Annotated in this window: 19 protein-coding genes; all 19 read right to left on the bottom strand. The window is 52.5% G+C overall.

All coding sequences use genetic code 11. The annotated features are described in order from the left end of the window. A partial coding sequence (locus HMPREF0980_RS19120) for a hypothetical protein (RefSeq protein WP_198146214.1) occupies positions 1-339 on the bottom strand: 339 nt, incomplete at its 3' end. Positions 340-401: 62 nt separating this feature from the next. Next, positions 402-1,070, bottom strand: a complete 669-nt coding sequence (gene dhaL / locus HMPREF0980_RS08780) for a dihydroxyacetone kinase subunit DhaL (RefSeq protein WP_049728762.1) — start codon at positions 1,068-1,070, stop codon at positions 402-404. Positions 1,071-1,081: 11 nt separating this feature from the next. Then, positions 1,082-2,077: a dihydroxyacetone kinase subunit DhaK gene (locus HMPREF0980_RS08775; RefSeq protein ID WP_049728761.1), complete on the bottom strand. Its 996-nt coding sequence runs from the start codon at positions 2,075-2,077 to the stop codon at positions 1,082-1,084. A gap of 54 nt (positions 2,078-2,131) precedes the next feature. After that, entirely contained in the window at positions 2,132-3,544 is a 1,413-nt protein-coding gene (locus HMPREF0980_RS08770) for an L-fucose/L-arabinose isomerase family protein (RefSeq protein ID WP_049728760.1), read from the bottom strand. Between the two features lie 15 nt (positions 3,545-3,559). Beyond that, positions 3,560-4,234: a class II aldolase/adducin family protein gene (locus HMPREF0980_RS08765; protein WP_049728759.1), complete on the bottom strand. Its 675-nt coding sequence runs from the start codon at positions 4,232-4,234 to the stop codon at positions 3,560-3,562. A 13-nt stretch (positions 4,235-4,247) separates the two neighbouring features. Next, positions 4,248-5,270 (bottom strand): zinc-dependent alcohol dehydrogenase, encoded by a 1,023-nt coding sequence (locus tag HMPREF0980_RS08760; RefSeq protein ID WP_049728758.1) that lies wholly within the window; start codon positions 5,268-5,270, stop codon positions 4,248-4,250. Positions 5,271-5,313: 43 nt separating this feature from the next. Beyond that, complete coding sequence (locus HMPREF0980_RS08755; protein ID WP_049728757.1) at positions 5,314-6,840, bottom strand: rhamnulokinase; 1,527 nt, start codon at positions 6,838-6,840, stop codon at positions 5,314-5,316. A gap of 13 nt (positions 6,841-6,853) precedes the next feature. After that, entirely contained in the window at positions 6,854-7,720 is an 867-nt protein-coding gene (locus HMPREF0980_RS08750) for a ketose-bisphosphate aldolase (protein ID WP_049729177.1), read from the bottom strand. 22 nt (positions 7,721-7,742) lie between these two features. Continuing rightward, complete coding sequence (locus HMPREF0980_RS08745) at positions 7,743-9,203, bottom strand: rhamnulokinase (protein WP_049728756.1); 1,461 nt, start codon at positions 9,201-9,203, stop codon at positions 7,743-7,745. 14 nt (positions 9,204-9,217) lie between these two features. Beyond that, entirely contained in the window at positions 9,218-10,189 is a 972-nt protein-coding gene (locus HMPREF0980_RS08740) for a carbohydrate kinase family protein (RefSeq protein WP_049728755.1), read from the bottom strand. 15 nt (positions 10,190-10,204) lie between these two features. Beyond that, positions 10,205-11,233 carry an NAD(P)-dependent alcohol dehydrogenase gene (locus HMPREF0980_RS08735; protein WP_049728754.1) on the bottom strand — a complete coding sequence of 343 codons (1,029 nt, stop codon included), beginning with the start codon at positions 11,231-11,233 and terminating at the stop codon, positions 10,205-10,207. 23 nt (positions 11,234-11,256) lie between these two features. Next, on the bottom strand, positions 11,257-12,366 hold the full coding sequence (locus HMPREF0980_RS08730; RefSeq protein ID WP_049728753.1) for an ABC transporter ATP-binding protein: 1,110 nt from the start codon (positions 12,364-12,366) through the stop codon (positions 11,257-11,259). A gap of 18 nt (positions 12,367-12,384) precedes the next feature. Beyond that, complete coding sequence (locus HMPREF0980_RS08725) at positions 12,385-14,178, bottom strand: L-fucose isomerase (RefSeq protein ID WP_049728752.1); 1,794 nt, start codon at positions 14,176-14,178, stop codon at positions 12,385-12,387. Positions 14,179-14,226: 48 nt separating this feature from the next. Beyond that, on the bottom strand, positions 14,227-14,991 hold the full coding sequence (locus HMPREF0980_RS08720; protein WP_049728751.1) for an SDR family oxidoreductase: 765 nt from the start codon (positions 14,989-14,991) through the stop codon (positions 14,227-14,229). Positions 14,992-15,004: 13 nt separating this feature from the next. After that, positions 15,005-15,640, bottom strand: coding sequence for a class II aldolase/adducin family protein (locus HMPREF0980_RS08715; protein ID WP_049728750.1), 636 nt, complete (start codon positions 15,638-15,640; stop codon positions 15,005-15,007). Positions 15,641-15,674: 34 nt separating this feature from the next. Continuing rightward, positions 15,675-16,547: a carbohydrate ABC transporter permease gene (locus HMPREF0980_RS08710; RefSeq protein WP_049728749.1), complete on the bottom strand. Its 873-nt coding sequence runs from the start codon at positions 16,545-16,547 to the stop codon at positions 15,675-15,677. Between the two features lie 13 nt (positions 16,548-16,560). Further along, a complete protein-coding gene (locus HMPREF0980_RS08705; protein WP_242847367.1) occupies positions 16,561-17,457 on the bottom strand; it encodes a carbohydrate ABC transporter permease in 897 nt (298 codons plus the stop codon). A gap of 149 nt (positions 17,458-17,606) precedes the next feature. Further along, positions 17,607-18,971, bottom strand: coding sequence for an ABC transporter substrate-binding protein (locus HMPREF0980_RS08700; protein WP_049728748.1), 1,365 nt, complete (start codon positions 18,969-18,971; stop codon positions 17,607-17,609). Positions 18,972-19,069: 98 nt separating this feature from the next. After that, on the bottom strand, positions 19,070-20,167 hold the full coding sequence (locus HMPREF0980_RS08695) for an alcohol dehydrogenase catalytic domain-containing protein (RefSeq protein ID WP_049728747.1): 1,098 nt from the start codon (positions 20,165-20,167) through the stop codon (positions 19,070-19,072). Positions 20,168-20,435: the final 268 nt, after the last annotated feature.

Here is a 20,435-nt window from a genome sequence, read left to right as displayed (position 1 = left end):
CGTTCCATGCGTATCCGCGATTCCAAAGCGCATATCATCCGAACTGTACTCCTTGAGAATCACGCGCCAGTTTTCCTCACCTGACCCGACCGGCTCATCGCAGAACGCGGCCACTGTCCGGTACCAGTTCATCCTGCTGCTTATGAACTGACGGAAATACTGTTCCTTATACTCGTTCTCCGCCTTCAGGTTCCTGCGTGCTTCTGACAAAAGCTTCTCATTCATATCCATATAGTAACAGACGACCGCCGCAATCATTGCTGCCAGCAATACAACGATAGCCACTACATACTTCAGATAAGACAGATTTCCCTCTTTCTCTCTTTCAGACCTTCCCATCGTACATACCCAACCTTTTTATTCGTTGACTCTATTGTACTATGAACCGGAAGATTATGGAACTACGTTTTCCTTTTCTTACAGCCGCCATCCGAAAGGAGCCCTTTAATGCCGTCAGCCATGGCGCACAAGATCAGGCAGCAGGATACCGCCCCCGCGTCCGGCACGCCTCTGGAGCGTTCCCCGAGCCTGCTGGAACGGCCGTGCTTCGCAACCATATCCTTTGTGGAATCCTGCCCTGCCTTTGCCGCGGCCTTCATCCTGTCCAGCGCTTCCGCAAAGCGTCCTCCTGTACCGGCTTCTGCTTTCAGCGTATATACGGCCGGAGACAGGGTGTCTATGAGGGTCTTGTCTCCTACTTTGGCCTCTATGATATCCTGCAGTCCCGTAAGCCCTCCTTCCAGCATAAGGCTCAGCTCATCCAGTCCAATCTCATCGAAGCAGGAGCCTGCCCGGGCCATTTCTGTAAAGACGGTGCCGTAAATAGGGCCCATGGAACCACCGATTTCTCCCAGGAGAACCATTCCAAGCTGTTCCAGCCCGTCGGTAAAGCTGATGTCCTCGCTGCCATATCTGTCTGCAAAGAGCGTAAACCCCTTATTCATGTTCATCCCGTGGTCACCGTCGCCGATCAACCCGTCTATCTCACCGAGGAAAGCCTTATTGTCCTGCACTGCCTTAACCATGGCAAGCAGCACAGGTTTCCCCTCCACATCTCTAAAACTATCCATCCTTCTGCCTCCTATAGCTGTGTCATGCCCACGCACTGTACCGGCACGTCAAGCAGCTCCTTCAACTCGCCGTCCAGCTTCATGACCGTCAGCGTGGCACCCATCATGTCAAGCGATGTAAAGTAATCTCCCACATATGCCTTGTATATACGGATGCCCCTGTCGCAAAACAGCCGTTCAATCTCATTGTATAACACATATAGTTCCATCAACGGCGTGGCGCCCAGGCCGGATATGAGTACCGCCGCCTCATCTTTCTTCCCTAACGGGTTGTCCCCAAGCACGATGTCCGACATCCGTCTTGCCATGCCGGCAGCCTTTTCCAGCTTGCATACCTCTATACCCGGTTCACCGTGATGGCCGATGCCCACTTCCATCGTTCCTTCCTTGATTTCAAAATTAGGATGTCCGACTGCGGGCAGCGTACACGGCGTCAGCCCGATGCCTACGCTGCGCGTATTGTCTATGGCTTTCCCGGCCGCGGCGATAACTTCGTCAAGTCCTGCCCCCTGGGCCGCTTTTGCTCCTCCCGCCTTCCACATGAACACCTCGCCTGCCACGCCCCGGCGCTTTTCCCTCTTATCCTTCGGCGCTGAGGCCACATCATCATTGGCTGCCACCGTCTTTACTTGGATTCCTTCCTTCTCAGCCATCTTTACGGCCATACGGACATTCATATTATCACCGGAATAATTGCCATACAGGCAGGCCACTCCCCTGCCCCGGTCTGCCGCCCGGAATGCATCCAGGAAGGCCGCGGCCGTCGGTGAGGAACAGATCTCTCCGACCGCAGCCGCATCACACATGTTCTTTCCTACATACCCGATGAAAGCCGGCTTGTGCCCGGATCCTCCTCCCGTGACGACACCTGTCTTTTCCGGAGGTATGCCCTTTGCCCGCACTACCCGGGAATTCCCGGTTCTTTCAACGAGATTCCCATGCACTTTCAAAAAGCCATCCAGCATTTCGTCCACGATATCATCTGGACGATTGAGTATTCTCTGCATATCCCAGCTCCTCCTGTCTTACACATTCTGATTGATTTCCAGTCCCTCTCTTATTCAGTCCCCGAGAACCTCTACGTCTATGTCCAGCATCCTGCAGATCATCTTCAGCTCCTCCGTCTTATCGCCATATACGGCATGGCAGTGATTGGCGTCAAACTCATCCAGAAATATCTGATGGTCAAAGGGCAGCCGGGCATATACATGAGGCCATTCCTCTGTCGTCTCCTTCATCTTCTCCTGCGGAAGCGTGACAAATTCAGCAGGTATGACAGTGAGCCGGTATTTCCCTTCCTTACGGTTGAGCCGTGCAATGGTTGCCTGTCCGGGTGCAGTCATCAGATTTACATGGCATCCTCCGCCTGCATAGATATCGAGTGCCGGATATAGTTTTGTCCTGCGAAGGTTTTCTTCGTAATCGTCGTGTCCCGTTGCATAATAGGTAGACTGGGAGCCACAGTTGCAGAACACCATCAAGCCGTACTCATTGTCATAATGACGCACATCCATAAAGATGACGGGTTCCTCTGTGAGCAGCTTCAGAATCTGCATGGTAAGCGCGGCATCAGAATCCGCCTCACAGGCGCAGACTACTGGCTCCTTTGCACCGTCCCAGTCATAAGGGTCATTACAGAAAGCTGCACAGATGCACTCGGTGCAGTAGTGGCGGCTCATCTCGTAATGGCACTTGACACCTACGAAATCATATTCATTCTCTTTGATTATTCTTTTCAACGCCTCGTAATGCCGTATCTGCGTTCTTAATTTGTCTCTTGTAAAACTGCTGCCATTGTACCGTATCTCTCCCACATATTCTTCCAGCCAGGATAATGCCTTGTCTACTTTTTCCTCCGGTACTTCCCCGGCAAGCCTCACAAGCTCACTCTGGTCCACATGATCCACATCCACGCCAAACTTCTTCTGCCAGTCCTGCATGTTCACCGTGGCACTGTACATTCCAAGGCTTCGTCCTCCTATAAGGCCATACTTCTGGCCGTTCAGACGTGTGGCCGCCCGGGCGCATCTGGCAAACCGCACATATTTCTCAAGGACTTCAGGCTGTGCGATATCCCCGCTCGCCCTGAAATGCCGGATTCCAAGATGGTTCAGCGCGCCTCCCGCCGCAAGCATCGCCACCATGCCCGGCCAGTCCGGGTTCAAGTTTGCTGCCAAAAGGAACGGTCCCTTTCCATTCTGGGCGGCGATTGCAGAAAAGTTAGGGAAAGCAAATACACCATAAGCCAATATCGTACCGTCCACATCCATCTTTCTCAAATATTCCGCCTGTTCTTTTGCGGTCTTGACGCTGCACACAAGTTCTTCCGCTTCTATGACCTCTATCTGTCCGGACTCTCTAAGCGCCCTGGCAATGGCATCTACCTGCTCCTGCACGATGCCTTTGAGCTGTGCGTGAACTTCAGGTTCTCCGTCCGACAGGCCTAAGATTCCTATTACCGGTCTCCTTTTCATCTTCCTGCCTCCTGTCTAATCATTCAATTTTATATAACCCGGATGTGTTGCACCAGGGTTGTTCTTCTGAAATGCGGCGAGCAGCTTATCTATCTCATCCCTCGGCAGCTCATTTTGCCTGCCGAGAAGCCTTGTCATATAGGTTATCTTCGCATTGTACTCCAGCGTCTCTGTCTTATAGTAGGCCTTGATGACATCTGTCCCAACCGTGACCGTCCCATGGTTTTCCAGAATGAACGCGTCATAATCCTGAAGGTATGGCACCAATTCGTCTGCCAGCTCCTGCGTAGATGGCTGTGCATATGGTATGACGGGCACGGCTCCGAGCGCATACACAGCCTCTGGCAGAAGGTAGGAATCAAGAGGAATATGGGCCACCGCAAACGTGGTGGCATAAGGGGGATGCGCGTGCACGACAGCCCCGACGTCTCCTCTCTGTTCATATATCTTCAGATGCACTTTCACTTCTGAAGAAGGTTCATATCCTCCTTCCAGCGTCTCTCCTTTCCCATCTACCTTGACAATCATCTCCGGCCGCAGATAACCTTTGCTGATGCCGGAAGGGGTAGTCAGATACTCCTTTTCGCTCAGCCTGACAGTGATATTGCCATCATTGGCAGCCACGAACCCATTCGTGTACATTCGCTTTCCGATATCACATATGAGCTCTTTCAGCTCTCTTTCTTTCATCCGTACCCTCCTCCTATCTTTCCAGATCCAAAATTACTTTGACCGCCTCTTTTTCCGCCACAAGCCTCACTGCCTCATGGATATCCTCCACTCCCATCACATGGCTGTAAAAATCTTTCGGATCGATAACGCCTTTTTCAATCAGCTTGATATTTTCCGCCGTTATGTCATACTGCCCATATGGAAAGTTCAGCATCTGCAGAAGCGTGTTATTCTTTAACTTTGTCACATCCAGCATGGCGTCCGTATTCCGAAGCACACCCATGGAACCGATGATTCCATATGGTTTCAGAAGATGTGAACCTTCCAGAAGAATCGAAGTCAGGCCGACGATATCAATGACACGGTCGAATACTCTTCCTTTCAGTACCTCTTGCTTGTCCACTTTCGTATAATTGATCGTCTCATCTGCGCCGGACAGAGACCTGGCCAGGGCAAGCCTTTCCTCCACTCCGTCTATGGCTACGATTGTCCTGGCTCCGAGATATCTCATATACTTCATCGTAGCAAGTCCCATAGGGCCTGCCCCGTACACGAGAACATCCTTGTCTGCCACGTCAAAGTTCCTGGCGGCGCTGAAGCACTCATTCAGCGTGATGAGGCATCCGCCGTCGATGGCGTCAAAGTCTGACGGAATCTGTACGCATTCCAGCTGCCTTGGATTCAGCAGCGACAGATCTTCGCCGTCATCCATCATCGCTTTCTGATCCTGGACGATGCCATAGTCGCACATGGCCCCCCACGTACAGCCGTACCGTGTACCCGGCATCATCTTTATAATCGGATTCATAAAGCGGTCTCCGATCTTATAGTTTCTTACCTTGCTGCCAAGCTCTACGACATCCCCGACACCTTCATGTCCAAGCAAGGTTGGAAAACGGTCGACATCCACCGCCATCTCCCCCCGTATGATGTGGAAGTCGGTTCCGTTACAGAACCCGCACGATTTCATTCTTACGAGCGCTTCATACGGCCCTATCTCCGGAACCGGAACATCACGCACCAGCTCTACCTCTCCGCCGCCGACAGCCGCCACCCCCCCGCATATATTTTTCCTTCATAACCCATTCCTCCTTTTTTCAACTCTTACACCGGTCTCCTCGCCCGCCGTACCTGACACGGATTTCTGCATCCGCTTTAAATCTCCCATATTCTTCGCGGCGCTTTTTCCACCGGCCGGTATCCTTGGGCCGGTATTCCTCAGCCCGGCACATATATTCAGACACAGACCTCATTTCTCCCAGAGAACCGACCATTCCCATCCCATATGCCTGAAGAAGCGCATTTCCCACGGCTGATGCTTCTGCCGGTCCGGTCTTAACCGTAAGTCCCGTGACATCTGCCAGAAGCTGGTTCAGCAGTTCAATCCTGTTTGCACCTCCAATGACATACAGCACTTCTGTCTTCCTGCCCGCCGCGTCCTCCAGCATTTCCAAAGCTGCGGCCGACTGAAGGGCGATGCTTTCGTATATGATTCTCACGATCTGCCCTGCATCTTCTTCCTCTGGCGGTTCCTGACCCGTCTCTTTCAGATACGAGCAGATTTCATGTACCATATCTTCCGGGCATCGGAATCCCTCGTATTCCGTGTCAATCATTCCCCTGAACGGTTCTGCCCTGCACGCCATCTCCTTGAGCTCCCCGTACTCATAGTTAAGACCCATCTCTTTCCATCGCTTTCTGCACTCCTGCACAAGCCACATGGCAGTAATATTCTTCTTCAGCAGCACTTTGCCGAACGCCATTTTGGTATTCGAAAGCTGATATCTGTAAGACTTCCCTGCATCTGCCGGTGCGTCCAGTTCCATACTCATGAGGAACCACGAACCGGTAGCGAGGAACGCCCATGTCCTTCCCTCCTCTGCCGGAACCGCTGCCCCTGCAGAGGCGGTGTCATGTACTGCGGGCATCACCGCGGATATCCTGCCTATGCCGAGATAACGGGCCAGATCTTCTCTTACGGTGCCCACCCTCGTCCCCGGCTGCACGACAGGAGGCATAATTTCTTCCGGTATGCCATAGCGGGCCAGCATATGACGGTCCCATTCCCCTCTCTGCATGTTGAACAGCTGCGAGTATGATGCCACGGACAGCTCGGAACAGGCCACGCCGGTGAACAGATACATGAGCATATCTCCCAGAAAGAGCAGCTTTTTGCTGCCCCAAAGACCCTGCGGATACTCTTCCATATAGGCCAGAAGCTGGCACAGCGTAGAATCCCGCAGCTTTCTCTGACCCGTGCGGCGGCAGATCTCCTCGTAGCCCATCACGGCCTCCACTTTTTCCACCGCTCCCATCGTACGGCTGTCCCGGTAAAAGACGGGCATAGATATGGAACCACTGTCCAGATCCAGTATTCCAAAGTCTGAACACCAGGAATCTATCCCGATAGAATCAATCGAAATGCCCTGTTTTGCAAGCGAACTGATTACCCGGCATATTCTGTCATAGATGGCGAATATATCTGTGGACAGATGACCGAGAAAAAACGAACGTTCCGTCGGAAAACGGTCAGCTTCTTTCATTTCCAGCGCTTTACCCGCATGCATCTTTGCAAGGTATATCTTCACATTGCTGGAACCAATGTCAACAACAAGACTGCGCATATGCTTTTCCTCTCTATGGGTGGTAGTGTCCTGCCATATCCGTACAGCCGAGCAGATCCATCTTCTGCCCCATTATCTTCTTCATCGCTGTCATGGCATCCTTATATATCTCGTTTGGCTCCCGGAGCGTCTCATCCAGGAGCGTCTTTCTGACCTGCCTGTAAAATGGGTCTTTGATGTCCGAAGAAATATTGACCTTGTTGATTCCAAGCTTTACGGCCGCCGCTACTTCTTCATCCGGATTGCCGGACCCCCCGTGGAGGACGAGCGGAATATCCACCGCGGCTTTGATCTCTTTTAAAATATCCAGCCGGAGCTTTGGCACATACCCTTTCGGATAAAGTCCGTGGGCTGTACCGATACCGACTGCCAGTGCATCCACTCCTGTAAGCCTTACGAACTTTTCTGCCTCTGACGGAACCGTGTATGTAATCTCCTTCGTCCCTTCCTCCGCACTGTTTCCCATGATTCCGATCGTACCAAGCTCCGCCTCGACGGAAACGCCGAGGGGATGCGCGAACTCAACGACACGTCCCGTTATCAATACATTCTCCTCAAAGGACCGGCGGGAGGCATCTATCATGACGGACGTGTAGCCGTCACGAACTGCCCGTTCTATCTGAGCGTAGCTGGAACCGTGATCCAGATGAACGACGACCGGCATCCTCGTATCATTGGCGGCCTTGACGCAGTATGTGATAAAGGCATCGCCCAGAAACTCAAGTTCATCCGGATGTACTTCGATGATAACGGGAGAATGCTTCTCTTCCGCCGTCTCGATAGCCGCTTTCACTATCTGCCCGCAGCCCGCGTTGAAGGCCGGCACTGCAAATTGGTGCCGGTCCGCCACCTCTAAAAGCTCTTTCATATTCATCAACATCTCTTTTTTCCTCCTGTCTTTTTTATCTGGCCAACTCCAGATATCTTCCATATCTCTCTTCCCATTTTTCTTTCCGGCCCGGTATGTATCTTACTTCCGGCACATCCTTCGCCGCTATGCGGGGGAACTCGTCCATAGACGAGACTGCTCCCAGGGCATGCAGCTGGACAAGTATATTCCCGGCGGCCGCTGCCTCCGGGTGCCCGCAGATGACCGGACACTGGGCGGCATCCGCCGCACATTGACTCAGAAGCCGGTTATGCCTTCCCCCGCCGACGATATACATACATGTCACCGGACTGCCCGTCACGTCCTCCAGCTGTTCATTGTGCCGCCTGTACTCCAGCGCAAGTCCGTTGACGACGGTACGCATGACCGCCTCCGGCGTTCCAGGCACTTTCTGCCGTGTCCTGGCACAGTACGTCCTAATCTTCTCCGGCATATTCCCGGGCTTTTTAAAGTCCGGGGCGTCGGTGTAGATCATAGATGGAACATCTTCCTCTGATTCTGCACTTACAGCGAGCTTTGGAATAATCAGATCCATTCCTTCCGCCCTCCAGGCCCTCGCGCACTCTTCTAAAATCCAAAGCCCCGTTATGTTGCGAATGAGGCGGAACTTGCCTCCTGGCTGTCCCTCATTGCTCATCTTGTACTCACAGGCCGTGTCTGATGTATATGGGCTGCCGCATACGATACCTTTTACAGACCACGAGCCGCTGCTGATGAATGAACAGCCCCGGGCGTACGGGACGGCAGATACTGCCGAAGCCGTGTCATGACAGGCAGATGCGGTCACCACCGTACCCCGCAGGTTAGGGATTCCCTCAGATATTTCTTTTTTCAGTGTTCCGACAGCGGTACCGGAAGCAGACAATGGATGGAATATATGTGCCGGCAGTCCAAGGCTTTCGATCAATCCCATGTCCCACTGTCCGCTCTCAATGTCCAGCAGCCGGGATGTGGTAGCTATCGTATACTCATTTACGGTAGCCCCGGTAAAGAAATATGCAAGCAGGTCCGGCAGGAAGAGAAGGCGGGCGGCATGTTTCACGGCCGGGAACCTCTGAAGGACCATCCCCTTCAGTATATGGGCCGTGCCTGTGGTGGCATATGCTGCACCGGTTCTTGCATAGATTGCCTTCTCATCTTTAAAGTACGCTTCATATATGCCGTCGCTGACCTTATCCCGGTAGGCGAGCGGTCTGTCAAGAAGCGCGCCGCCGCTGTCCAGCAGGCCGAAGTCTGATCCAAACGCGTCAAAACCTATAGAACGGATCCGCTCTCCCCGCTTTGCCGCATCTCTCACCACCCGGACAAGATTGTCCCTCATCTCCTCAATATCCCAGTAATAATGCCCGTTCTTACGGACAGGCGCATGCCTGAAACGGGCCAGCTCTTTCATATCAAGGCCCCGGTCTGTATATATGCCTTCCATCACCCTATAGCTGCCCGCGCCTATGTCCGCCGCCAATACCCTGCACATCGCCTTACCTCCTGTCACCGCGTTATCTTTCTCTGTCTCGTTACGTTCATAAATCTCTCTATCTGCCGGCTGCTTCTGACCGCCATGTGAGCTCCTATGTCCAGTGAATTGACTGCGCCCGCGGCACAGGCGAATCTTGCACTCTCGTACAGGCTCCTTCCTTCAAGTACAGAATGTATGAAACCCGCCGTAAAGTTATCGCCGCAGCCTGTCGTATCCTTTGCCGCCACCTCAAACGGGTCTACATAGAATTCTTCTTCCCGGCTCCTTACGTAGCATCCTTTTTCTCCGAGCTTGATGACAGCCGTGTCCGTTCCTCTTGACAGCAGCTCCGCCGCCGCATCTCTTTCGTTCTCCTTCCCGGTTATATATCTGGCCTCATCTATGCTGGGCAAGAGATAATCTATATGCGGGTATACGCTGTCCATAGCGCGGGGGCCTAGCTGTTCCACATCATGATCCATATCTGCGAATGTCACCGCCCCGGCCTTTCTGGCCTCCCGCATCAGTACCGCCGCACCACCCCGGTCGAGTCTGTAAGAAGTATAGAGGCTTCCGATACAGACTGCCCTCGTCTTCTGAAGCATATCCAGATCTATTTCCTTCAGGGATATGCCTTCCTCATACCCTTTGTGAAGGAAGAACTTGTGTCCCCCGTCTTTATCCAAAACGACAAAAGCCGTCGTGGAGCGGCTTGTTCCATCCCTGCACACATATGATAAATCTATCTTTTCCTCCGATAGGTTCCTGTATAATGCTTCACCTACAGGGCCATCGTCAATTCTTGCCACAAGTCCTGCCCGGTCTCCAAGCCTTCCGAGCACTATCGCTTCATTTGCCGCGTCTCCGCCTGTCGTAAACAGGACGCTTCTCAGCACCGTGACCGGTTCCGTGAAAGATTCCGGTCCCATGCCCTCGATCAGAATGTCCTGCACGCAGGAGCCTACGCAGAGAATGTCATAATCTTTATATCCTACCGTACTCATCTGATGTCACCTGCTTTACATTTTAATAATCCCCTTCACCACATCCTGTGCATCCCGCACCACCGTCTCAAACGCACTGCCTGCCTCCTTAAGTTCAAACTCGTGCGTTACAATCTGTCTGACATTGATGCTGCCGCTTGCAATCGCCGCGATGGCTTTCGGATACAGGTTGCGGTACCTGAATACGCATTTTACGATTGCTTCCTTCTCCATAAGCTGAAAAAAGTTGTAGTTCACTTCGCTCTGGGATGCCATCCCTACGAGAACCACCGTTCCGCCGCGCTTCACCATATACGCGGTCTGGGCTATTGTCACCGGAGACCCGGCTGTCTCAAACACAACATCCGGCCCTCCGCCCAATATCTCTTCTACCCTGGCCGCCACATCTATGCCGTCCGCCCTGACCGTGTGGGAAGCCCCCATCTTCCGTGCATATGCAAGCCGTTTCTCATGCAGGTCGACGACAATGATATCGGCTGCTCCCCGTGCTCTGGCGGCAAGCATCGTCACAAGCCCGATGCATCCCGCGCCGAGTATGACCACAGACTGGCCAAGCGTAACCTCTCCCAGGGAAGCAGCGTGAAGCCCGACCGCCAGCGGCTCTACGAGAGCTCCCTCCATCGTGGATACGTGGTCCGGAAGCCGGAAGCACATATCCGCCGGATGTACCACGTATTCCTGCAGCGCGCCTCTCACAGGCGGTGCGGCAAAAAACTTAACGTCCGGGCAGAGATTATAGCGTCCCGTCTTGCAATACTCACACCTTCCGCACCCATAGCCCGGTTCCAGCGCTACCCGGTCTCCCGGCTTCAATCCGGTTACATCATCTGCAACCTCCATTACCGTTCCTGCCACCTCATGTCCGAGAACAAAGGGTTCCTGCAAGACACAGTCCCCTACTCTTCCGTCTTTATAAAAGTGTACGTCCGAGCCGCAGATTCCGTTATATTCAATTTTAACAAGGGCACATCCCTTTCTGAGCTCCGGAATATCCTCTTCTTTTATCTCCATGTTCCCCGGCTCTGTCAAATATACTACTTTCATCACTTTAGCTTCCTTTCCTTCTGTCACAGGATTGACTGACCTGTTTCCTTGTCAAACAGGTACGACTTCTCCATATCGAACGCCAGCCGGACCGTATCACCTTCCCGCGTCCTTGTCCTTGCATGTACGCTGGCGGTCACTTTATGCCCTGCATACTCAAAATATAGCAGGGCCTCCGCCCCAAGCAGTTCATATACTTGTATCCTTGCCGTGATACATGAGTTCTCCAGCATGTTTACGATCATTTCCGAATCTCTGATATCTTCCGGACGTATACCGAGCGTTATCTCCCTGCCTGCATAGCCTTTCTCCTTCAATAGACGCTGCCGGGACTCCGGCAGATTCAGCAGGCTGCCTCCGGCCTTGAGGGAGAGGCGCCTGTTTTCTTCCACTACGTAAGCATCTAGGAAGTTCATCTGCGGCGTGCCTATGAATCCCGCCACGAACTGGTTCGCAGGCCGGCTGTACAGATTCTGCGGCGTATCCACCTGCTGGATTACACCGTCCTTCATGACGACGATTCTCGTCCCAAGCGTCATGGCCTCCGTCTGGTCATGGGTCACATATATCATCGTTGCCTGAAGCCGTTCATACAGCTGCGCGATCTCCAGACGCATCTGCACTCTGAGCTTCGCGTCCAGATTGGACAACGGCTCATCCATAAGAAATACCTTGGGGTTGCGTACGATTGCCGCCCCCATGGCAACCCTCTGCTTCTGTCCCCCGGACAGCTCTCTCGGCTTTTTCTTCAGCTGGCTCTCCAAATCCAGGATTTTCGCCGCTTCCCGCACTTTTTGGTCTGTCTCTTCCCTGGTCAGCTTCCTTCTTCTGAGGCCAAAGGCAATGTTATCATATACGCTCATATGCGGATACAGCGCATAGCTCTGGAACACCATTGCAATGTCCCTGTTTTTCGCAGGTACCTCGTTGACTGTCTCGCCGTCTATCTTTAATGTCCCGGAAGTGATATCCTCAAGACCTGCAATCATTCGGAGCGTCGTCGATTTTCCACATCCGGAAGGACCGACAAAGATGACAAATTCTTTGTCCCGTACCTCCAGGTTGAAATCCTCCACGGCACTTACCCCGTTCGGATACGTCTTGCAGATATGCTCCATGCTGATATTTGCCATTTTGACATCCTCCTTCTATTATTTATAAATCGGCCCGTATGTCTCACAGGCTCGGTAATCCTGCCCCTCCTTGTCCATTCCGAACGCATTCCAGCAGGCCGGACGGAATATCTGCTCCTCCTCCACGTTATGCATGCAGACAGGAATCCTCAATATCGAGGCAAGTGTTATCAGATCCGCACCTATATGTCCATAGCTCACGGCTCCGTGGTTGGCACCCCAGCTGTTCATCACGCTGTAAGCCGACTGGAAGCTGCCCTTCCCTGTCACCCGCGGCACAAACCACGTACACGGCCACGTATAATCTGTCCGCTTCCAGAGTATATCCGTCACCTCTGCCGGGAGATCAAGCGTATAACCTTCTGCAATCTGTATGACAGGGCCAAGCCCTTTGATAAGATTAACCCTCGTCATCGTCACCGGCATCTCTGCCCTCGTCACAAACCTGGAGGAGTATCCTCCTCCCCGGAAATACCCCTGGTCGGCCGGGCACCATGTGACAGCCTCAAGACAGTCTTTTATATCTGCTTCTGTCATATCGTAAAATGGTTTTACGAGCGCTCTTCCCCCGGCATCTTTCACTTCACCGCACATATCCAGGCAGGAAGAGCCTGAATTGATCAGATGGAGGAATCCTCCCGCCTCCCTGGCCATACCGGTAAGCTCATAACCTGCGGCCCGCCTGACCGCCTCTTCGGACCAGTATGTGCGGACATCTGAAAACATCTGTGCACAGCCCGTCAGCAGCTTTCCGAACAGCATGGAGACTGCGTTAAGCGTATCGTTCTCCGTGGCAAATATGTAAGGTTCTCTCGCACCGTTCCAGTCAAAGGATGAGGTGAGCACGGCTTCTGTAAAATCGGTATTCGGATAGTGGTCGGTCCACTGGCGCTGCCCCTGGAATCCGCCTGCTATCGCATTATGTCCGATTGCCTCTTCCGGATATCTGCCCTTCAGCCTTTCATTTCCGTTCAGCAGATCCTTGATGATACACGCCGACTTTACTGCAAATTCCCAGTCACTTTCCTTTTGCCGCGGGGACTTGCGGGCCCATTCCGGGTTCTTGTCCAATCCTTCCCGGCAGTTTTCCTTTCTCCAGGCGAGGGCCCGGTCATATTCCTCCCGGTCATATATACCTTCCTCCATCCTGCGGAGCACTTCCACCTCATCTACGGATTCCACCCGCATTCCAAGGTATTCTTCAAAAAAGTCCGTATCAACGGATGAACCCGCAATTCCCATACAGACGGAACCTATCTGAAGGTATGATTTCCTTTTCATGAAAGCCGCCGCGACAGCCGCCTTGACGAACCGGAGTATCTTGCACCTCACGTCCCGCGGCATGCTCATATCGTCCTTGTCCTGTACATCGCGGCCATAGATTCCAAATGCCGGAATTCCTTTCTGGGCATGTGCTGCAAGCACTGATGCCAGATAGACGGCACCCGGGCGCTCTGTCGCATTGAACCCCCATACGGCCTTGATTGTCCCCCGCTCCATATCCATCGTCTCAGATCCATAGCACCAGCACGGGGTAACGGTCAGCGTCACCGCCACCCCGGCCTTACTGAACTGCTCCGCGCATGCTGCGGCTTCCGCGGTCCTCCCTATGCTCTGCCTGGCGATTACCACCCGCACCGGGCTTCCGTCGGGATACGCAAGTTCCTCTTCGATCATTTCAGCCGCTGCACAGGCCATCCCCATCGTCTGTTCTTCGAGGGAGCCCCTCACATCCAGCATGCCTTTCCTCGCGTCAATCACGGGGCGTATGCCGACCACGGGATAGTCTCCGATATAACGGTTTTCTGCCATCTTACCATTCCTTTCGCTTTGGACGTTCTGCATAGAACTGCCGCGCTGTCACACGCACGTATAGGCGCCGTCCACAACAAAATCAGCACCCGTCGTAAATGTGCCGGCATCACTTGCAAGGTAAAGCGCCACTCCCTGCAATTCCTCCGGGCAGCCCATTCTTTCCAGAGGAGAGAGGCCGGTCCATACCGGAATGAGTTCATGCCCCTTTATCAAGTCGGTCATAATATATCCCGGGCTTATGCTGTTGACCCGCACATTTTTCCCTGCCCACTCTACAGCGAGCGATTTTGTAAGCATGATGACCCCGGCCTTTGAAGCATTATAGGCTGCCTGTGGCTGCGGAATGTTCACAATATGGCCTGACATGGAGGCGGTATTGATGATGGAGCCCCCGCCCTGGCGTATCATGTATCTTCCTGCCGCCGTCGCGGTGAGGAACACTCCGGTCAGATTGATGTCTATTACGTTCCTCCACTGCTCCAGGGTCATCTCTTCTGCCGGAATATTGATGGATATCCCGGCATTGCAGAATGCCACATCGATGCTGCCCATCTTTTCCGCCATGAAAGAACACATCTCCTCCACCTGCCCTTGGCTTGTAACATCCACTTCGATTCCGGCCGCTTCGATTTCGTACGCGAGGCTCAGTTTTCCGGCCTCCTCTTTGGCTTTGGTTCCGTTCCTGTCCGCAAGAACCACGTCAGCTCCGGCTCCGGCCGCCGCTACCGCATAATTCAGCCCGATTCCCTGCGCTCCTCCTGTCACGAGCACCTTCTTGCCTTTCAAAGAGAACTTCTCAAGTATATTCATTCCTTCCACCCCTCTAACTGCTGTATTTACTGTCATATATACGATAGAAATGTTCACATTCTTCCACACTCAGGTCTAGCGGCCTGCCAAGTACTTCGGCATAATACAGCGCCTTTGTTATGGCTTCTGCCGCCTCGACTTTATTCATGGCGTCTACCACCGTCTTTCCGACTGCCAGAACACCATGGTTTCCGAGGATCACCACGTCGCTGTGAGCTAAGACCGGAATCGCGCCTTTTAGTATGTCTTCTGTACCAGGCCGCCCGTATGGCGCTACCTCGAACACCTTAAAGTTAGCCATCATCTCAGGATACCCCTTTGTAACCACCGGTCTGTTGCATATGGCGTGCGCGGTCAGGAATGTGGGATGGCAGTGTACGACTCCCCCGATATCTTCTCTTATCCCATATGCCTGGAGGTGCATGGGGAGCTCTGATGTGGGCTTGCAGCTTCCGCCTGTCTGTACCCCCTTTTCATCAACCGCGGCAATCATGTCTTCCGTCAGAAACGCCTTGTTCTTACCGGTGGGCGTTATGTAGACGGTGCCGCCGCTCTTTGCCGATATGTTTCCTTCGTACGCGTTGACCAGGTTCTTTTCATCCAGACGCTTTGCGACCGTAAGCACCTGCCGTATTAACTCTCTGTCCATATTCAAGTAATCTCCTCATCATTTTGTATTTTTACTATCCTTTGACCGCTCCTGCCGTCAGCCCCTTGATCAGCGACTTCTGTGATATCCAGCCAAATATCATCGGCGGGATGCAAGAGATAGAGGCGGATGCCGACAGCTGGGCGATAAACTGTCCCTGCTGCTGCCCGAACCTTGCCATATAGACCGGAAGCGTTGCCGTTGCATTTGTCGTCAGATTGTAGCCAAGGAAGAATTCATTCCAGATGAATACCGCCACAAGAAGTCCCGCGGTCATAATTCCCGTCTTCGTAAGCGGAATGATAATCCGCATAATCAGCTGCCTGTTCGTACAGCCGTCAATCCTGGCCGCTTCTACCACTTCCTCCGGCACGTCCTTGAAAAACGAATACAGCAGCCATATGCAGAGAGGAAGGTGAAAACCCACGTACAGGAACAGCAGCCCGCCCCTCGTATGATTCAGATTCAGCTCCTTGAACGTGATATAAAGAGGTATGAGGACCGCCACCGGGGGAAGGAGAATCGTTGTGACAAACCAATTGTACAGACTCTCTCCGCGCCCTTCCTTCTTAAACTTCGCGAACACGAGCGCATATGTGGCAGGAATACCGATTACAAGACAGATCCCCGTTCCGAGCAGTACATGGAATATCGTATTTTTCAGGTAGTTGATCATGGAGACGTCCGCGAGCACTTTCTGCCACGTCACGAGTGTCGGATGGAACAGAATTGCAGGTACGGCCGCATCGGCCTCTGTCTTAAAACCGCTTAGGATCATATACAGGATCGGGAAGAAATAAAATAATGCAAAGGCCAGTATGATAATACCTGCTATCCACCGCCTGACTTCTTTTTTCGCCGCGGCTCTTTTACTTCGAGTATCCCGTTTTAACACTGCTTTTTTCATTTCGTCCCCTCCCTTACTCGTATGCCGCACGGCGCTTCTTGATTGCCCGGAATATGAGATTGATGACCGTCAGCGTCACAACGACCGTTATGACGGACAGGGCGGCGGCACGCCCCACGTTAGAACCGCTGAACAGCGTCTTATATATGTAGTAGGTAAGCGTATATGACTTCTGCCCAGGTCCCCCTCCCGTAGTCGTCAGTATAAGGCCGAACTCTTTCACCAGAAAGATCAGCCCGAGCATGAGCGCAACCTGCATATGGTTGAATATCATCGGCAGCTTAATCTTAAATACCATCTCAAACCAGCTGCATCCATCCAGGCTTGCCCTCTCCAGCACTTCCCCCGGGATACCCTGAAGACCTCCCAGAAGGACGAGCACAAAAAACGGCATCCACTGCCACACAAACAAAAATACGACCAGTGGCCTTGCGTAGTAGCTCACAAAATCGACTGCCTTGATGCCCATCCAGTCCGCTATCGTACCGACCCATCCAAAATTAGTATTCAGAATGACTGTCTTCCAGAGCACGCCGGTCGTCGTCGTCATGATAAAAAACGGACTTAAGATCAGTGTCCTGGAAATCGTCTTGCCCGGTATGTCACAGTCCAGCATGAGTGCGATGAGGTAGCCGAAGATGAGGCATAAAAGCAGCGCCGCGCCAATCATTACTATCGTCTGAAGGCAGATAGTATAGAATTCCGGGTTCCCCAGATAGTAGCTGAAGTTGTCAAGTCCGGAAAAAGTAATTCCCTGGTCGGGCCGTACGATGTTCCACTGCAGCGCCGAGAAAATGATCGTCAGGATAAATGGCACCTGCGTGGCCACAGCTACAATTACACATGCAGGAACTACAAAGCTTCGTTCCGCCGGATATTTTTTCTTCATGTTTCTTGCTATTTTACTCATAGGCTCCATTCCATTCTTAATTTGACTGCTGTAGATCCATACGGATACAGTACGCGCCGCCCGCGGGCGGCGGAAATCCGTCAAGGAGCATAAAGGGCGGCTGCTCTGCCGCCTCCGGCATATGGCAGCTGCCCTTTATGATACTGCCTCTACTTCTTGTATCCGCCTTCTTCCGCCGCCTGCTCAAAGGCCTTCTGCGTTGTGGCCAGCGCTTCATCCAGAGTGATTTCGTCCGTCACATAGGCAGCCAGAGCTTCCGTCATCTTATCACCGGCTTCCTGGAATTCTGGAATTGCAATGTACTGCAGACCTACATAAGGAACCTCGTCTTTACATGGATTGTTAAAATCGAGGTCGGAAAGTGCATCCAGCGTCGGCTGTGCATATGGCAGATCCTTGTACGCGTCCAGCTCATAGGTAGATGCTCTCACGCCTGACGGTGTGGACGCGCCGCTCGGGTCTTTTTCGAGAGACAGGTTCACATAATCTTTGGAACATGCCCATACCATGAAGTCGAATGCGGCCTGCTTCTTTTCATCGGCAGAATTCGGGTTGATATTCATCCCCCAGTTCCAGAGCCATCCTGATGGTGCCGGCGCATATCCCACTTTCCCTTTGATAAGGGAATCCTCTGCCTCAAGGTTAGGTCCGTTGGATGTGGCATCATACCAGATGCCGCACTTGCCGGAATTCATCAGGCTGATGCATTCATTGTAAGTGTAAGTGATGATGTCGTCCTGTCCTGCATCGCGGAGGATATTCTTATACATCTCCCATGCCGCCCTCTGTTCGTCTGTCTCTACCGTGGCATTCCAGTCCATATCGTAGAACTTTCCGCCCATGGCATTGATCATAGTGACGAAGGGGGCTCCGCTCATGCCCCATCCCGGAGCGCCGCGCATCGTCATGCCTGTGATTCCCGCCGCCTCGTCGTCGACTGCCGCCGCGATATCGTAGATGTCATCCCATGTAGGATTCTCCGGCATGGTCACGCCCGCATTATCGAGCAGCTCTTTATTGTACATGAAGAAGCTTGCCTCGCCGAAGAACGGAAGAGCGTAGACATCTCCCGTCTCCGGGTCCGACAGGGAATCCAGCATACTCGGGAAGATATCATCCAGATCCAGAGATTCCTTCTGTTCCTCCGTCATCTTGTCGAGATATGGCTGAAGATTTTCTGCCCACCCATACGTAATCCAGAAGTTCGCTTCATAAGGACCTGTAAAATAGATGTCGTAAGTCGTTCCGCCTGTAGATGCCTCCAGCGTCGCTTTCTCACGCAGGTCATTTTCAGGGAGCACCGCAAAATCCAGCTTGACCCCCTTCTCGTCATAGTATTCCTGTGCCAGTTTGACAAGGTTTGATACGATCGGGTTGTTCAGCGTAGCGATGGACACTACGATTTCATCTCCGGACGATTTTTCACTCTTTTTTTCGTCCTGCTTCCCTGCACAGGCGGCAAGCCCCGTACACATGCACAATACCATCAGAAGTGCCACTATTCTTTTTTTCATAAACTTTTTACCTCCTTGATAATTTATAATAATCCGCCAGCTCCACCCGGCTGTGCAGGAGGGCCCTCAGCCCGCACCCGGAATGTATGCCTGCAGAATTATTCAAATGTAAACACAACTTTGACAGAACCGCTCCCGTTTCCGCTCTGTTCAAAAGCGGCCTCATACTCTTCCAGGGCAAACTTGTGTGACACGACACCGTCTGACTTAAGTTCCCCCGTGTACAGGCCATTTATCGTCTCCGGGAAACATCTGTGGCTCAGGCTCACCCCATACATGTCAAGCTCTTTGCCATCCCCGATGACACTCCAGTCGCATGTGACCGGGTCAAGGAACAGGCTGAACTCAATGAACCTTCCGCCTTTGCATATAATATCCAGCCCCTGCTTCACGCTGGACGGGTGCCCGGTTGCCTCTATGTATACATCGCAGCCATATCCATCCGTCATGTCCATCATCTTCTCCTTCAGATTCTCCCGGAGAGGATTGACTGTCGTATCACATCCAAATTCCCTGGCCTTTTCCAGCCGCTCCTCATTCAGATCCAGCGCGATGAGACGCTTCGGATTCCTCCTCCTCGCTGCGGTAATCATACCGAGTCCCAGACAGCCGGCTCCCGAGATGACGACGATGTCATCCTTTCCCGGTGCCGCCCGGTCGACAGCGTGCATAGAACATGCGTAGGGCTCAATCAGCAGTGCCTTCTCCAGAGGCATGTCCTCCGGAATCTTATAGACAAGGGACTCTTTTGTGAGCTTTGCATATTCTGCAAAACCGCCGTTCAGATAATACTTAAATCCATATACGTTGTGTGGAACACACAGGTGGTATCTGCCTTCTCTGCAGTATCTGCATGTCCCGCATGGCGCAATCTGCTCTACCGCTACCCGGTCTCCGACTTTGAAGCTGCTGTCCGCCGTTCCATACGTCTCCTTTTTCTCCGTACCGGGACCTATCTCCACAATGCGCCCTGTAAACTCGTGGCCTCCGATGGCCGGAACTTCCAGATAAGGAGCGCTGCCTTCGTCCCCCCAGAATACGCCGCCGCCATGAAATGCCTTCAAATCCCCCGCGCAGATACCGCATCCCTCGACCTTGATAATCATCTCCCCTTCTCCGGCTGCCGGCCTGTCCACTTCTTCATAACGATAGTCATGGGCACCGTATGTGACGAGCGCTTTCATCTTAGACTGCATTTGTATCGCCTCCTTTTCTTCACACGAAACAGATATACGGTAAATGATTTTCTTCATTCTATGGAGCAAAACGCTCGCTGTCTACAGACAAAATGTTCATTCTGACCTGATATCCTATATTTACAAGTTGCTTTTGTGCAATTTGTACATAGTTCCAAATTGCAACACATTGTTGACTTTCCCGGTAAATCTCATACCGTTTTTTATTTAAATCGTTTAAAGATTTATTTTTAACTTCCAGTTATTGGTAAAATAGTAGAAAAGGATG

Origin of the sequence: Dorea sp. D27, assembly GCF_001185345.1 — a bacterium.
GTDB lineage: Bacteria > Bacillota > Clostridia > Lachnospirales > Lachnospiraceae > Extibacter.
This window is presented reverse-complemented; position numbering and strand designations above follow the sequence as displayed.

Bases quoted from the DNA above. Each gene is read 5' to 3' on its own strand.
- dhaL (WP_049728762.1), bottom strand. From the start codon at position 1,070: ATGGATAGTTTTAGAGATGTGGAGGGGAAACCTGTGCTGCTTGCCATG.
- HMPREF0980_RS08775 (WP_049728761.1), bottom strand. From the start codon at position 2,077: ATGCAGAGAATACTCAATCGTCCAGATGATATCGTGGACGAAATGCTG.
- HMPREF0980_RS08770 (WP_049728760.1), bottom strand. From the start codon at position 3,544: ATGAAAAGGAGACCGGTAATAGGAATCTTAGGCCTGTCGGACGGAGAA.
- HMPREF0980_RS08765 (WP_049728759.1), bottom strand. From the start codon at position 4,234: ATGAAAGAAAGAGAGCTGAAAGAGCTCATATGTGATATCGGAAAGCGA.
- HMPREF0980_RS08755 (WP_049728757.1), bottom strand. From the start codon at position 6,840: ATGCGCAGTCTTGTTGTTGACATTGGTTCCAGCAATGTGAAGATATAC.
- HMPREF0980_RS08750 (WP_049729177.1), bottom strand. From the start codon at position 7,720: ATGTTGATGAATATGAAAGAGCTTTTAGAGGTGGCGGACCGGCACCAA.
- HMPREF0980_RS08745 (WP_049728756.1), bottom strand. From the start codon at position 9,203: ATGTGCAGGGTATTGGCGGCGGACATAGGCGCGGGCAGCTATAGGGTG.
- HMPREF0980_RS08740 (WP_049728755.1), bottom strand. From the start codon at position 10,189: ATGAGTACGGTAGGATATAAAGATTATGACATTCTCTGCGTAGGCTCC.
- HMPREF0980_RS08735 (WP_049728754.1), bottom strand. From the start codon at position 11,233: ATGAAAGTAGTATATTTGACAGAGCCGGGGAACATGGAGATAAAAGAA.
- HMPREF0980_RS08730 (WP_049728753.1), bottom strand. From the start codon at position 12,366: ATGGCAAATATCAGCATGGAGCATATCTGCAAGACGTATCCGAACGGG.
- HMPREF0980_RS08725 (WP_049728752.1), bottom strand. From the start codon at position 14,178: ATGGCAGAAAACCGTTATATCGGAGACTATCCCGTGGTCGGCATACGC.
- HMPREF0980_RS08720 (WP_049728751.1), bottom strand. From the start codon at position 14,991: ATGAATATACTTGAGAAGTTCTCTTTGAAAGGCAAGAAGGTGCTCGTG.
- HMPREF0980_RS08715 (WP_049728750.1), bottom strand. From the start codon at position 15,640: ATGGACAGAGAGTTAATACGGCAGGTGCTTACGGTCGCAAAGCGTCTG.
- HMPREF0980_RS08710 (WP_049728749.1), bottom strand. From the start codon at position 16,547: ATGAAAAAAGCAGTGTTAAAACGGGATACTCGAAGTAAAAGAGCCGCG.
- HMPREF0980_RS08705 (WP_242847367.1), bottom strand. From the start codon at position 17,457: ATGAGTAAAATAGCAAGAAACATGAAGAAAAAATATCCGGCGGAACGA.
- HMPREF0980_RS08700 (WP_049728748.1), bottom strand. From the start codon at position 18,971: ATGAAAAAAAGAATAGTGGCACTTCTGATGGTATTGTGCATGTGTACG.
- HMPREF0980_RS08695 (WP_049728747.1), bottom strand. From the start codon at position 20,167: ATGCAGTCTAAGATGAAAGCGCTCGTCACATACGGTGCCCATGACTAT.